The sequence below is a fragment of the Xanthomonas cissicola genome (assembly GCF_008801575.1).
GTDB classification, from domain to species: Bacteria; Pseudomonadota; Gammaproteobacteria; order Xanthomonadales; family Xanthomonadaceae; genus Xanthomonas; species Xanthomonas cissicola.
In genome coordinates this window covers 55,915-69,885 of the sequence record NZ_VZPL01000017.1, presented here as the reverse complement: position 1 = coordinate 69,885, position 13,971 = coordinate 55,915, and the positions used below count along the sequence as shown (strand labels likewise).

Annotated in this window: 9 protein-coding genes; 2 read left to right on the top strand and 7 right to left on the bottom strand. The window is 64.0% G+C overall.

Going from position 1 to position 13,971, the window contains the following annotated elements:
* Nucleotides 1-843: an STAS domain-containing protein gene (locus F7R02_RS09775; protein WP_078590518.1), complete on the bottom strand. Its 843-nt coding sequence runs from the start codon at nucleotides 841-843 to the stop codon at nucleotides 1-3.
* Nucleotides 844-1,148: 305 nt separating this feature from the next.
* Here F7R02_RS09775 and F7R02_RS09770 point away from each other — a divergent pair, with 305 nt between their 5' ends.
* Nucleotides 1,149-1,463, top strand: coding sequence for a hypothetical protein (locus F7R02_RS09770; protein WP_235857462.1), 315 nt, complete (start codon nucleotides 1,149-1,151; stop codon nucleotides 1,461-1,463).
* A gap of 32 nt (nucleotides 1,464-1,495) precedes the next feature.
* On the opposite strand, the gene F7R02_RS09765 is transcribed toward F7R02_RS09770, so the two are convergent.
* From F7R02_RS09765 to F7R02_RS09755, 3 genes are all read right to left on the bottom strand, one after another.
* Nucleotides 1,496-3,820, bottom strand: a complete 2,325-nt coding sequence (locus F7R02_RS09765) for a tetratricopeptide repeat protein (protein ID WP_078590516.1) — start codon at nucleotides 3,818-3,820, stop codon at nucleotides 1,496-1,498.
* 24 nt (nucleotides 3,821-3,844) lie between these two features.
* Nucleotides 3,845-5,713, bottom strand: a complete 1,869-nt coding sequence (locus F7R02_RS09760; protein WP_167521005.1) for an ATP-binding protein — start codon at nucleotides 5,711-5,713, stop codon at nucleotides 3,845-3,847.
* A 209-nt stretch (nucleotides 5,714-5,922) separates the two neighbouring features.
* Nucleotides 5,923-7,278 (bottom strand): helix-turn-helix transcriptional regulator, encoded by a 1,356-nt coding sequence (locus F7R02_RS09755; protein ID WP_172397269.1) that lies wholly within the window; start codon nucleotides 7,276-7,278, stop codon nucleotides 5,923-5,925.
* A 900-nt stretch (nucleotides 7,279-8,178) separates the two neighbouring features.
* Here F7R02_RS09755 and F7R02_RS09750 point away from each other — a divergent pair.
* Nucleotides 8,179-8,970, top strand: coding sequence for a response regulator transcription factor (locus F7R02_RS09750; protein ID WP_078590511.1), 792 nt, complete (start codon nucleotides 8,179-8,181; stop codon nucleotides 8,968-8,970).
* A gap of 489 nt (nucleotides 8,971-9,459) precedes the next feature.
* Here the strand turns inward: F7R02_RS09750 and F7R02_RS09745 are convergent, their stop codons facing one another.
* The 3 genes from F7R02_RS09745 to F7R02_RS09735 all read right to left on the bottom strand — a co-directional run bounded on the left by F7R02_RS09745 (nucleotide 9,460) and on the right by F7R02_RS09735 (nucleotide 13,818).
* Nucleotides 9,460-9,846 carry a DUF805 domain-containing protein gene (locus tag F7R02_RS09745; RefSeq protein WP_078590509.1) on the bottom strand — a complete coding sequence of 129 codons (387 nt, stop codon included), beginning with the start codon at nucleotides 9,844-9,846 and terminating at the stop codon, nucleotides 9,460-9,462.
* Between the two features lie 415 nt (nucleotides 9,847-10,261).
* Nucleotides 10,262-11,653: a DNA repair protein RadA gene (radA, locus tag F7R02_RS09740; protein WP_003484290.1), complete on the bottom strand. Its 1,392-nt coding sequence runs from the start codon at nucleotides 11,651-11,653 to the stop codon at nucleotides 10,262-10,264.
* 284 nt (nucleotides 11,654-11,937) lie between these two features.
* Nucleotides 11,938-13,818 (bottom strand): M61 family metallopeptidase, encoded by a 1,881-nt coding sequence (locus tag F7R02_RS09735; protein ID WP_167521004.1) that lies wholly within the window; start codon nucleotides 13,816-13,818, stop codon nucleotides 11,938-11,940.
* Nucleotides 13,819-13,971 lie beyond the last annotated feature (153 nt).

The window sequence follows — 13,971 nt, the reverse complement described above, 5'->3', positions numbered from 1 at the left end:
TCAGTCCGCCCTGCTGACGGCCACGCCGGTGCGCTTGAGCGCCAGCGCCAACGCATCGGCCAGGTTGGCCTTGGTCACGATCCCCTGCAGGTCCAGGCCCAGATGCACGATGGTCTGCGCAATCTGCGGGCGCACGCCGCTGATGATGGCGTCGGCCCCCATCAGCCGGATCGCGGTCACGGTCTTGAGCAGATGCTGCGCCACCAGGGTGTCCACGGTTGGCACGCCAGTGATGTCGATGATGGCGATTTCCGAGCCGGTGTCGACAATGCGCTGCAGTAGCGATTCCATCACCACCTGGGTGCGCTGCGAATCCAGCGTGCCGATCATCGGCAGCGCCAGCACGCCCTCCCACAGCTTCACCACCGGGGTGGACAGCTCCAGCATCTCTTCCTGCTGACGCACGATGATGTCTTCGCGGGTCTTCTGGCAAACCTTCACGGTGTACAAGCCCAGGCGGTCGAGCAATTCCGACAACGCCCACAACTGCTGCCCCAGTTCTTCCGGGCGACTGGCGTATTGGCGCTGCACCAACGCAAACAACACACGCTTGAGCGAAAAGATGAAGTTGGCGGTTTCCTGCGAATCGAAACCACGCGTGGCGCGGTCGCGCGAGAGATTTTCCAGGAAGCGGCGCACCTCGCTCCATTCGGCACTGTCCAGGCTGCTACCGTCGTGCTTCAACGACGCCACCAGCAAGCGCAGGAATTCGCCGGCCTGCGCTTCGAATTCCTGCCGCGACAGACGCGCATCGCTGCCCAGGCTGGACTCCAACCATGCGGCCAACAACGCGTGTTCCTGGTCACCAATCGCATCGATCGAGCGCTGCTGCAATGCCACCATGAGATCACCCACCAAAAGAAAAGAGGTTGGGCATGCGGGCTGGACTGCGCCCTGACCGACGCGGCGCCCCCACGCCGATGCGTAGCAGAATAAAGCAATTCAGATTGGCCAACCAGCGAGCCAACCTGTAGCAGTCATCCGGGCCCAAGAGCGCAGTGTGACATTGCCGCGCACATGCCGAACGTGCGCCGGTCCACGCCTGCGGACATGCGCTGTTCCGCTGCAAGTGCCTGGCGAAACGGGAAATACCCGCGGACAGCCGCCAATCCCTGCCCCGCATCACCTGCAGTGCGTGGTGCCACCGGTTGCGTGTTGTCACCGGGGCGGGCATGCGCACATTGCGGCCGCCGCCGCGGTACGCACACCGGCCGAAGCGCTACGGCAGTGACGAGGCGATCTGCCTGCGCGCTGCGCTCGAACGCAATACGCTCAATTCAGAAGGCACGCTGAAAGCGCGGCGTTGCATCCAGGGTGGCGCGTATGGCGACATGAACGCCGCCAGCAAACCCATGAATGGATTGGCAGAATCCCCGACACCAGATGCATCGCTATGCATCAAAAGTGACGCCAGAACGCACGCCACAAACCCCGAATGCCCAATCCCGGCGGCGATCGCATGACCGGCCGCCGCCGGATAACGCGAATCGCCGCCCTACAACCCGTAACGCTCCACCGCATCCAGATGCGGCTGCGGATCCTGGCCGCAGGCCTCGGCAAGCCGCAGCCAGCACATCGGATGCGACCAGCGCGAGGTCGTGCATCGCAGGACGCGATGCAGTTCCTGCGGGGCGAGGTTTTCCGGAAGCGCCACGGTGAACAACACGCCCGGCAGTCCGGATGTTGCATCCTCCGGGTCGAACGCATCCGGATGGTCCGGGTCGACCACGCGGTAGTCGTCGCGACTGTGCAGCCACATCTTCCAGCCGCGCATTTCCATGTCTGCACGCATCGCCTCGATGACCTCGTCGCCAGGATGCACGCCGTCCACCAGCCAGCTATTGGCATAGCCACCGACTTGCAGCACATGCACCTGCGCGTAGGTCGGCACGAAACGCTCGCGTTCGGCTTCGTCTTCCGGCGGCGGATACAGCAATTCGGCATCGAACACCACCCAGTCACCGACATGCTGGCGCCGATGCGCAGGCGCGTTTTCGACGATACGCGCAGTCACCGGGCCGGTGCGGCGCGCGTAGTACTCGGCCACTTCGCCATCATCCATGCAACGAATGATCACCCAGCCCCAGGTCTCTTCGACTACGCCGCTGGTGCTGCTCAGCTCCATGCCAATGGCCTGCGCAGAGGCACGCACCGCGTCCCAATCCTGCGCCGCGCTGGCCGCCGTCATGTGGTCCCAATGCGCAGAGCGCGGCTCTTCCAGCAGCTCGGTGAGTTGCCGATAGACCGCGGCGGCCTCGGCAAACCGGCCGGCGTTGAGATACATGCGCGCCAGCAGCCCACGCGCACCATGCGAGCCGGGTGACAGTTCCAGCAGTGCGGTGCAGGCCTGCTCCAGCGCCGGCCAATCGGCCAGCCGCTGCGCCAGCTGCGCCTCGCACCACAACGCCGCCACCGGCGCCTGTGGGCGATACAGCTGCGTCAACCGGCGCAGACCTGCTTCGTCGCCGCGGCCGAGCAACAGATTCATCAGACGGAACGTGGGGCTGGTTTCGCGATCGGCATGCCGCTGCACGAATGACCACAACAGTGCGATGGCTTCTTCGTCGGCCGCACAGGCGCTCAAGGCCGATGCGGTGGTGTCGACAAGCTCGGCATCGTCCGGACACTGCGCAACGGCCTGCAGCAGCCACTGCGCTTCGCGCTCGGGATTGCGCACGACATCGTCGCCTTGCGCGTTCAACCATTCCAGCAGGTGTGCGGCCGGCGCCGGCGCGGCCTCACCCGCAGGCGCTGCATCGATGCGCGCGGCCAGACCATCCAGCAACTGCGTTGCGCCGCGGTCGTGACGCAGCTTGGGAAGATGCGCACGCGCAAGCGCCAGATGCCGGCGCGCGGTCCACACCGCGCCGCGTTGCAGTGCCAGCCCGATCGCAAGCTCGGCTGCCTCGATCAGGATGCGATGCGCGCCAACCTGCGCGTAATGGTCGAGCATCTGCTGCACGCGGCTGCCCAGGTCCCAGCTATTGCGCTCGGGCGCGCGCGCCACCAGCACCGCCACCGCACGCAGCCAGTGCAGGCGATAACGCGGCGCAATCTCGCGCCATGGCAGCAGCGCTTCCATGGCCTCGTCATCGCGCTGCAACAGCGCCATCGCGCGCGCTTTCTGCAGGCGGCGCGGCTGGCTGCAATTGGCCCACTCGGCGCCTTCGCGCGCGGCGTCGCGTTCGCGCTGTTCCACCAGCGCCAGCGCGTCCTGCGCACGCCCAAGCGCAAGCAGGATCGAGATGCGCATGTCCGGCACGCCGTCGTAGATTTCACCGCCATGCGCCAGGATGGTCTGCGACTGCTGCTCCAGATACTGCAGCGCCGCGTCACCGCGCCCGTCGTCAAGCAATGCGTCGGCTTTTTCGCAGCTCAGGCACTGGTAACACGACCAGCTCGGGTCGATGCGCCCCAGGGTTTCGTCGCACACCTCGATGCGTTCTTCCACCCAGCCCGGGCCATCGATGTTGGCGTAACACGCGGCCAGATCCTGGGTCACGCAGACCGATTGCGGGCACTCCACTGCGTCGGCGCGATGCGCACGCTCGAACAGCGCCACCGCATCGCCCAGCGCACGCTCGCCTTCGCACAGATTGCCGACCCGGTTACGCATTTCCCAATGCCCGACGAACACCTCCAGCCACGGGTTGGCCAACGTCTTGCCCAGCGCACGCGCCTCCGGCAACAAGGCCTCGGCGCGGTCGATCTGCAGATCGCAGATGTGGTCGGTAAGCCGCGTCAGCAGCTGCGCATTTTGCGGCTGGCCGGCTTCGCCCAGATCGTCCTGCAGCTTTTCTACCCAGTTCCAGATTTCCATCGTGTCGCTCCTGCGATGCGGCGCTCAGCGCGCCAGCAATTGGGTCACGGTCCCAGCGAAATCGCCGAAGGCCTTGTTGAGATCGGAAACGCCCGATTCGGTGCTGCTCGCCTGCGGCTGCGTGCGCCCTTGCGCCGCGACGATCACCTTGAGCGCGCGCAGCAAGCGTGCCGCCACCGCTGCCTGTGGGTTGCCTGCGCGCTGCGCGTCCAGCAAGGCCTGCAGCGCGGGATTATCCAGATTCAGATACAGCCGCTGGGTCTGCCGCGCTTCGATGCGCGCGGTGAACTGCCGCGCCAGGCGTAACGCGGCGGTGGACACGCGCTTGTCGTTCTCGTCCTGCTCCAGGCGGCGTTTGAGCTCGGCCTCGCGGTCGGGCACTACCACCAACGGCAGTTCCTGCGGACTGAAACGCGCAGGCACCAGCGCTTCGCCATCGCCCAAATGCTGTTCCAGCCAGGCCAGTTCGTCGGCCGGCAGCGTATCCAGGTGGAATAGCTGGCGGTTGCCCTGCTCGGTGCCCAGCTCGACCAGACGCACACCCTTGGCCTGCGCCCAGCGCCGCAGAAACGGCACCACCGCATACCGGTTGCCATAGGCGACCGGCACGCCCATCGCGCGGAACAGCATTTCTTCGAAACCGCTGTCGCTATCGAGGATCACGTGCACCGCACCGCGCGATTGCAATTGCTGCGCCGGCAGATCGCCTTGCGATGTCGGTACCCGCACGTGTTCCAGCAGTAATTCGAACAGGCGCTCATCGCACAACGCTGCGCCCAGCAGGGCTTCGTTATGCCGCAGCAGGATGCGTCGCCATGCCTCCGGTTGCTGACGCGCCACATCGGCCAAGCCCTGCACCAAGGCTTCGGACAAGGCGTGCTGCACCGCGCCATAGACCGTATCGCGCTGCAGATCCTCGCGGCTTGCGGTAGGCGTCAACCGATTGGATTCGATCACCCCACCGATGAAGCCCGCCCACGGCGGCAGCAGTTCGCGCGCGTTGTCATCCAGCAACATGCCGCGCAGGAAGACCGAGAGATTGCGGTTGTCGCTGGTGCCGTAGGTCGCACCGTCCTGCACCCACAGCAGGCCGACCGCATCGCTGCCCTCTTCCGCACGTACCGGCATGCAGCACAACGGCTCGAAATTGCGCTCGAAGCGCGCGGCGAACTCGCGTTGACGGCGCCAGGCCTGCACCGGATGCAGCGGTGCGGCGTCCTGCACGCGCCACGGCGGCGGCTCGGGATTGATCGGCTGCGCCGCAGCGCCGATCCAGATCGGCTCGCGCAACAGCGCGCAATAGCGCGACAGAATCTCGCGCAGCCGTCCTTCCTGAGCCAACGACAGATAATCGCTGTGCAACTCCAGCACCACCTCGGTGCCCACCTGCGCACGCGCAGGAATCGGGCTAACCGTGTACTGCTCGGCGTTGCTGGAGATGTAGCAATGGCCCAGCGTGGTGGACTGGTAGGAGGTGGTGCGCACGGTCACCCGCCGCGCCAGCACGAAGGCGGACAAGAAGCCCAGCCCGAACATGCCGATCAGGCCGCTGTCCTCGTGGCCGCCCTGGCGCAGCCCGCGCGTATATCCCACGCCCACGGTAGCCAGGTAGTCGTGGATCTCCTGCTGGGTCAGTCCGGCACCGGTATCGACGATGCGCACGATGCCCTGCGCGGTATCGGCATGCACCTCGATGCGCGATTCGCCCTGCCAATCGGGTTGTTCCAGACGACGACGCAGGATGGAATCGTGCGCGTTCTGCACCAGCTCGCGCAGCGCCACCACCGGGGTGGAATACAGGTGCTTGCTGAGGACCGACATCAGTCCATTGAGATCGACGCCTGCCCGGCGGATCTGCGAGGCGTCGGTCGCCCCGGGAGTGGGATCTTGCATGATCGGTCGTCGTTTCCTCGGCGACGACGCCCATCCTCGGACGCGTCCCCCTGGGTGCCAGTGCCAGCCGGAAAGGATAGCCGGAACCCACATTGCACGCACGTCTCAGTTTGGCCCCTGCCCTCCGTTGCGCACAGCGACGCGCACTGCACCGCGTCGGGTTGACCCACCACGGATCGGTAGCGCTACCAATCCGTGGGTTGCGGAAATTACCGCTGCAAGGTCTCCATCGGCGCTTCATTGAAGTGCTGGCGATAGCCCTTGGCCAACGCCGAACGACTACCGACGCCCCAACGACTGGCCGCCTGCAACACACTGCCGCAGCCGCCTTCGGCCAGCAGTTCGTCGCGGATGCTTTGCATCCGGTAACGGCGCAGCACCTGCGTCGGCGATAGCCCGGTAGCCGACTTGAAGGCTTGCTGCAGCGCGCGCCCGGTGACTCCGATCTGTGCGGCCACTTCGTTGATCGACAGATCCGAGCGATGCGCATTGGTGATCATGTAGCTGTAGGCGCGTCGATACTTGGCCGGCAACCGGGCGGAGATATCGTCGCTGACGTGGGCCGGTGTGCCGCTTTCCAGCAAGCGCGGCGCTTGCACTTCGCTGCGCAGACACTGCACCGCGTCCAGCGCGTAGCGGTTGTAGAGCAGTAACGCTTGTTCGGTGCGCCCCATCGCCTGGCTGATCTTGGCCTGGCAGTACTCGAACTCCAGATTCCAGCGCGGCGCATGATGCCGACCGGCGCCGGCCAGCGCACGCTCGGCAAGATCGGCACGGCCCACCGCCAATGCCGCCAGCGCCAGCTCCACCTGCGCGTCCTGACGCGCGCACGGCGGGCAGCCGGTGGCCGCGGCCGGCAATGCGTCGATCTGCGCGTCGAAGCCGAAGGTGTCGCCACCGGCAATACGCAGCAGGCTACGCACATGCCGCATGCGCTGCGCCAGCACCGGCATGCTTTCTGCCAGATCGGCGATGCAGGCGCGCAGGTCGCTGGGCTCGAAGGCATGCGCGGCATCTTCCTGGCGCAGCGTGGCTTGCCAGAACACATGGTCGCTCATGCGATCGGAGCGACGGATACGCAGCTGCGCAATCATGTCCAGACGCAGCGCAGTGGCGATCCGCAGCCATTCCGACGCCCCGCTCTCCAGGTCGGCCAGCACCTCGCTGGCGCGCTCCAGGGTCTGCAAGGCCAACGTACTCTGGCCGAGATGGAAGTGGGCCAGCGACTTGCCCAGCAGGCTCTCGCCGCACAGGCTGGGCGACGTTTCGCGGTCCATTGCCAACTGCGCAAAGCAATTCAACGCCGCGCTCAGGCGCCGCTGGCTCAGCATCAACCAGGCGGTGTTCCTGCACGACAGCAGGCGCAATTGGCGCTGATGCCCGCGCATTGCCTTCAAGGCCTGCCGATACGCATCTTCGGCCTCTTCCTGATATTCCAGGATCAGCAACGCATCGCCGCTGGCACCGAACAAACTGACCTCATCATCGGCGCCATCCACAGCGCCCTGTCCGTCGCGTCGCTGTTGGAGATGTTGCAGTCCCTGTGGCCAAGCACCAACCAGCATCCTGCTCGTATACGTAGGAAGACGTTCTGCGTAGGACACCGCAGAGATCGCTGCAAAGTAAGTGGAAAGGATCATGCCGGTCTCTCTCTTTGGGGGGGCGGAGCAAAAGACAACAGGCGCCTAACTCGCTGGCGCAAACGATTGTATGCAGCGGATCCAATAGAATTTCTCTCTGAAAGCCATCGAAAAAATCAAAAAAGCTCACTCTGTCGAACATCCATGTGATGCGTTTTTTCGCGGCGCAAAGCGCAGTTGCACACCGTCGACGTCGTCGTAACGCCAGATATTTCGCGCCATCCGGTTGAGTATTGATATCGCCGGTCTGCGCCAATATCCAAGGCACAGTCGGACAACGTCTGCGAACGCGCTGCGTCCATGCGCATTGATGGCTGTCGGCGATGACCAAGGCGATGCCCGATGACTGTACGGACACGTATGCCCAAGCGCATTTGATCGAGAGAAGCAGACATGACACGAGGGCAGATCGCTGCCGACCTATTCCAGTCACGCGCGATCACACGACCAATCGCAATAGGTTGGTCTAGACCTCGGCGGACCGATGTCTCTGGTCACGCGTGTCGGTCCATGCCTTGCTGCATGACTGCATGTAGCGATTGCATTCGGACCAGACATGCCCGCTATGTAAGAGCTCTGTTACGTCTAAATGAGCGCGAGCTAAAGCCGCTGGCGACAAATCCGAAGCCGCGTACGCAAGTGTGAAACTTTTGGTCCCGGCAATGGTACATACCATTCGTCCAGCTCCGCTGGACTCTCCCCCGCCAACCGACTGGTCCGACGATGCAGCGATCTTTGAAGATGGATTTTGTCCTGGCATTGGCCGACCAGCACCGGCGCCCGCCCCATGCGTGGCTTGTACGCCGACACGCGAAGGCCGCCTAAATGAACGACCACTCTCCCCCCAACGCCGGATCGGTGTTCCTGTTGACGCAGGATGCGCGCCTGGTCTCGCAGGTCAACGCCAGCCTCGCACCGCTTGCGCGCAATGTCTCGACGTTTTCCGATGAACTGGAGCTTTTGCGTACGCTGCGGCATTCGCCGTGCGAGCTGCTGATCTTCGATGCCAGCTATGTCGCCGCCGATGACAGTTCACTGCTGGCATGGCAGCGCTGCCATAGCGGCCAGCCCACCCCGTTGATCGTGCTTGGACGTTTCGATTGCGCAGACAACATTCTGGCCTGGTATCGCGCAGGCGCGCAGGAAGTCCTTGCGCTGCCTTTCAATTCGCACGAGTTACACGTGCGCGCGGCGCTGGCGATATCGCCGGTGGCGCATGCCTGCTCGGAGACGCAGCACCTGAGCGTTGGTCCATACCGGTTGATCCGCGATGAAAATACCGTCTATCTGGACGGCAAGCCGATCGTATTGACCGCACGCGAGTTCTCAATTGCCTGGCTGCTCTTTTCCAGCCCCGGCGTGTGTTTCCGGCGTTGCCAACTGGCCAAGGCCGTCTGGGGCAGCCACACCGAATTCACCGACCGCACCATGGAGCAGCACATCTACAAGTTGCGCAAGAAACTGCAGCTGAGCAGTGACAGCAGCGCAGTGCGCATCAGAACCGTCTATTCGCACGGCTACAAGTTGGAGCTCGCGCTGCACGATACGGAGGCAACGACAATGAGCAAGGCCGTGAGCCCAAGCCTTGGCCCTGCACATCACGCAGCCGCCTGCTGAGCAAGCGCACCGCTGCCGATCTGCGATCTGCATTGCGCACTCTCGCTTGCGTTAAAGCGAAGGGTGTTTGATGACACGATGAGCGTCGGCACGCTCTCAAAGGCAGAGCGATCTACACGCGCACCTGGCCCGCAGGCTGTGTCGCAACTCGAGTTCTGCAGGTGCGGGCCATACGACTGCAACTGCATCGCTCACTGCACAGCGCGGGGTACATGCTGATCAGCGTTGAGCGATATCGCTGCATCTCTACAGCGGTGTGGCAGCGACGAATGAGGCACTGTCAGCTGCCCCGGGACTGCTGAGCGAAAGACGCCCCAAGCATGTCGCTGTGTCGCCACCGTCCATGTCTGGGGGTCCGGATCCGGACACCCGTCTGCGGAGCAGTGACGTTCCGCCTATGGGCGACGCGCATGGCACCGTTGGCGCACTCACAAACGACAACGGCGCAGGGAGACCCCTGCGCCGTTGTCCGCTTTCATAACGCGCGAGTTACTGCTTGGGATTTTCGCCGTATTGGTTCGGGCCGGGCGTGCCTTCGATGCACATGAAGACCAGCAACACGAAAGCGCCAACATACGGCACCAGGCTGATCAGGTAAAACCAGCCGGACTTGTCCTGGTCGTGCAGGCGGCGCACCGTGACTGCAATGCCGGGCACGATCAACGCCAGACAAGCGAGCACCATGACCGCACAGATCAGCCAAGCCAGCGCGCCAGGGCCGTTCTCGTTCTCCATCGCCACTGCGGCAACGGCAAACAGGCCGCCAAACACGAACAGCACCAGGAACTGCATCAGCGCGAACATCCAGTATTCCTTGCGACGCGAGCGACCGTTGAAGTCGGCGTAGCGCTTGAGCGGCAGCAACATCCATTCCATCGTGATTCTCCTGAAAACGGCAGTGAGCGGTGTCTGTGATCCGGTGCGCAGTGCAACGGGCCGCGCATGTTGCCATAGCCTCACTCTTTCTGAAAACGCTTTCTCGACAACCAAATGCAAATCCCGGCGTTTGTCCGACAAACGGTTTGCAGGCGTCCGGTTGCCCCGCGGCGCATGCCGTGCCCGCCTCACGGAGCAGGTCTGAAAGGCGCGCGACGCCTCTGCGCTCAGCGTTTTTTGAAGGTGACAGCACGGCCGCACCTGTAGTGACCAAGCCGGACGACCATCGATGGTCGTCCGGCAATCGGTCGGAACGATGGCTGCATACTGCTCCCGAACATGGCCAATGCGGTGCTTGCGTCGCGTCGGCAGGTCGCTGGCCTGGCCTATCGCAACATGCGCGCGCCGCGCGGCTTCAGTCCGCCGCCGCTTCCAATGCCTGGCTCAAGCGCTCCACCGCAATGATTTCCATGCCCTTGATGCTGGTGGTCTTGGGCGCATTGGCGCGGGGCACGATGGCACGCTTGAAACCATGCGTCGCTGCTTCCTTCAGGCGGTCCTCGCCATTGGGCACCGGGCGGATTTCGCCAGACAGCCCCACTTCGCCGAACGCGATGGTCTTTTCGGACAGCGGCCGGTCGCGCAGCGACGACAGCACTGCCAGCAGCACCGGCAAATCGGCCGCGGTTTCCTGCACGCGGATGCCGCCCACCACATTGACGAACACGTCCTGGTCGCCCACCACGATACCGCCATGGCGATGCAGTACCGCCAGCAACATCGCCAGCCGGTTCTGCTCCAGACCCACCGCAACCCGGCGTGGGTTGGACAACGGCGATGCATCCACCAGCGCCTGTACCTCCACCATCAGCGGGCGGGTGCCTTCGCGGGTGACCATCACGCAACTGCCCGGCTGCTGGGTGCTACCGCCGGACAGGAAGATCGCCGACGGGTTGGAGACCTCCTTGAGGCCCTTCTCGCCCATGGCGAACACGCCCAGTTCGTTGACCGCACCGAAGCGGTTCTTGAACGCACGCAGCAGGCGGAACCGGCTGCCGCTCTCGCCTTCGAAATACAGCACCGCATCGACCATGTGCTCGAGCACGCGTGGCCCGGCGATGCCGCCTTCCTTGGTCACATGGCCGACCAGAAACACCGCGGTGCCGGTTTCCTTGGCATAGCGCACCAGCCGCGCTGCGCTCTCGCGCACCTGGCTCACCGAGCCCGGCGCTGCGGTCAACGACTCGGTCCACAAGGTTTGTACCGAATCGGCCACGATCAGCTTCGGCCGGGCCACGCTGGCGTGCTGCAGGATGTTTTCGATGCCGGTTTCGGCCAGGGCGTTCAGGCCTTCCAGCGGCAGATCCAGGCGCACCGCGCGCCCGGCCACCTGGGCCAGCGATTCCTCGCCGGTCACATACAACACCGGCAACGTGGAGGCCATGCTCGCCAGCGCCTGCAGCAGCAACGTCGACTTGCCGATCCCGGGGTCGCCGCCGATCAGCACCACCGCCCCTTCCACCAGCCCGCCACCCAGCACCCGATCGAACTCGCCGATACCGGTGGAGACGCGCGCCTGCTCGGACTGCTGCACGTCCTTGAGCGCAGTGATCTTGGGTGCCTCGGCCTTGCCGGCCCAGCCGCTACGCCGCGATGCCGCTGGCGATGTCTTGCCGCCCGGGGTGGCGCTTTCGAGCACGATTTCGCTCAGCGTGTTCCAGACACCGCATTCGGTGCACTGCCCCTGCCACTTGGTGTACTCGGCACCGCACTCGCCGCAGACATAGGCCGTTTTCGCCTTCGCCATCGTTCTTGCCCATCGTTGCTGAAGCAGCAGGATAGTGGCTGACGGTCTCAGTGTGCGCGACGCAGGGCTTTGCGGAATCGGGAATCGGGAATCGGGAATCGGGATTCGGGAATCGGGATTCGGGATTCGGGATTCGGGATTCGGGCAATTCGACGACTTACTGTTGTGTAGTGCAAGCGATTGACCAGCTGCGCTCACACAACAGCGGCATGACCGGTGAAGACCGGCCATGCCGCTTGGATTCCACCGATCCCACGCCGATCAACGACGTGGGCGTGCGCCACTTAGCGCGCCTTGTACAACTCGCTCAGGCGATCCGGCTTGCCGGCGACGCGTTCCAGATGCGGATACAGCAGACCGCCGTGGTAGTCGATGCGGACGGTTTCGTAGCGGTCGCCGCGCTTGACCAGCAGTTCGATCGGCGCAGTGGTGCCCTTGGCCGCCTTGATCGCATCCTTGATCACATCGGCGCTGAAGGCGCGGCCGTTGACGGCCACCAGGGTGTTGCCGTTGATGATGCCCGCATTGAACGCCGGGCTGTCCCATAACACCTCGTTGACTTCACCCGAGCCTTCCAGCGACAGGCCCAGCGAATAGGTCAGGCTGACGTCGTTCTCGTTGCTCTCGTAGGTCTTGATCGCCAGGTTCGGCTCGTCGTTGTAGACCAGCTTCCAGCCGTTGACTTCGATGCCGCCGTTCAACGAACCGTGCCCGTCCATGCGCTCGCGCAACAGGCTGGCCCAATCGTATGCGGCCACGCCGTTGAGCGTGCTCACGATGTCGTCGAAGGTGTACGGATTGACGTCCCAATCGCCGTTCTTCATGCCGAAGAACGCCTTGGCGAAATCGTCGATGGAGCGCTTGTTGTTGGTGAGCGCGCGCAGCTTGCTATCCACTTCCAGCCACATCATCTGGCCGCCGGAGTAATAGTCCTCGCTCATCTGATAGCTGCGGTACGCCTTCGGACGCCGCATCGACATGGTTGGGTCGTTGGTGGTGTCCTGCACCGTGCGCCAGGCCATGCCGGGGCGGCCGCGCTCGTAGGTTGCCGCGACGCCGGCCAGCATGTCGCGCGCCTGGTCCTGCGTCCACAGGCCCGAACGGGCCGCCACCACTTCGCCCCAGAACTGGGTCTGACCTTCGTACAGCCACAACAGGCTGTCGCCCATCGGCACGTTGAAGTTCGGCGTTGCCAGGTCGGCGCCACGGCGGTACTTGCCGTTCCAGGAGTGGTTGAACTCGTGCGCCAGCAGGTCGCGCATGGTCCAGCTCTTGTCCCACTCGGTGAAGTAATTCGGCGGGCCGCTGTTTTCGCTGGAACGGTGATGCTCCAGGCCGATGCCGCCCAGCTTCTTGGTCAGCGCCAGCAGGAATTCGTAATGGTCGAAATGACGCGCGCCGTACAGCTTGTCCATCTGCTGCACCAACGCAGCATGCGCCTTGATCTGCTCGGGCTTGGCCTCCAACGATTTGGCTTCATCGGCGAACACGTTGAGATAGACCGGCTGCTTGCCGGTGCTCAGTTCCACGCGCTTGTAGTACTTGCCGGCGAACATCGGCGAATCGACCAGGTCGTCGAAATCGATCGGCTTGAAGCTCACCGTGTCGCCGACGCGGCGATCGGTTTCCAGTGCCGTGGCATAGCTCCAGCCGGCCGGCAGCGTGACGCTGGCCTGCGCCTTGATGTTGCGCGCGAAATAACCGGCCGGGTACAGCGCCGTGGTGTTCCACTGCAGGTTGAGCATTTCCGGGGTCATCATCACCCGGCCCTGGTTGCCGGCCTGCGGCGAGAGGAACTTGAACTCGGCCGTCAGCTCGGTGGCGCCTTGTGGCACATCCACCTTGAACGCATAGACGTCGAACTGGTCGCGCTTCCATGGCACCACCTTGCCATCGACCTTGATCACCAGACCGGCAAGCTTATCGATCGGTCCGGTCGGCGAATGATTGCCGGGAATCCACTGCGGGTATAGCAGCGTCATCGGGCCCGGCTTGGCCGGCATGGTGGTCTTGACCTTGAAGATGCGGTGCGCCAGATCGGTGGCATCCACGTCGATCTTCAAGGTGCCGTCGAACGGCACGTCCTGCGGCGGTGCGGTTTGCGCAGCCGCGGGCAGCGACAACGCCGCCAGCAACGACACGGACAACAGGGCGGGCATTTTCATCGCAACTCCGCAGGTGACCTGAAACAGGCAAGTCCACGATGCTAAGCGCCTGCCTGTGCTTCCCCGTATGCCATTGGTCATGCTGCGGGCGAAAAAAAAGCCGCCAATTGCTTGGCGGCTTCTTCTTCAACGGGACATCGACCCGGCTAGCGG

Coding starts and splice junctions, on each gene's coding strand:
- F7R02_RS09775 (WP_078590518.1), bottom strand. CDS start 843: ATGGTGGCATTGCAGCAGCGCTCGATCGATGCGATTGGTGACCAGGAA.
- F7R02_RS09765 (WP_078590516.1), bottom strand. CDS start 3,820: ATGGAAATCTGGAACTGGGTAGAAAAGCTGCAGGACGATCTGGGCGAA.
- F7R02_RS09760 (WP_167521005.1), bottom strand. CDS start 5,713: ATGCAAGATCCCACTCCCGGGGCGACCGACGCCTCGCAGATCCGCCGG.
- F7R02_RS09755 (WP_172397269.1), bottom strand. CDS start 7,278: ATGCTGGTTGGTGCTTGGCCACAGGGACTGCAACATCTCCAACAGCGA.
- F7R02_RS09750 (WP_078590511.1), top strand. CDS start 8,179: ATGAACGACCACTCTCCCCCCAACGCCGGATCGGTGTTCCTGTTGACG.
- F7R02_RS09745 (WP_078590509.1), bottom strand. CDS start 9,846: ATGGAATGGATGTTGCTGCCGCTCAAGCGCTACGCCGACTTCAACGGT.
- radA (WP_003484290.1), bottom strand. CDS start 11,653: ATGGCGAAGGCGAAAACGGCCTATGTCTGCGGCGAGTGCGGTGCCGAG.
- F7R02_RS09735 (WP_167521004.1), bottom strand. CDS start 13,818: ATGAAAATGCCCGCCCTGTTGTCCGTGTCGTTGCTGGCGGCGTTGTCG.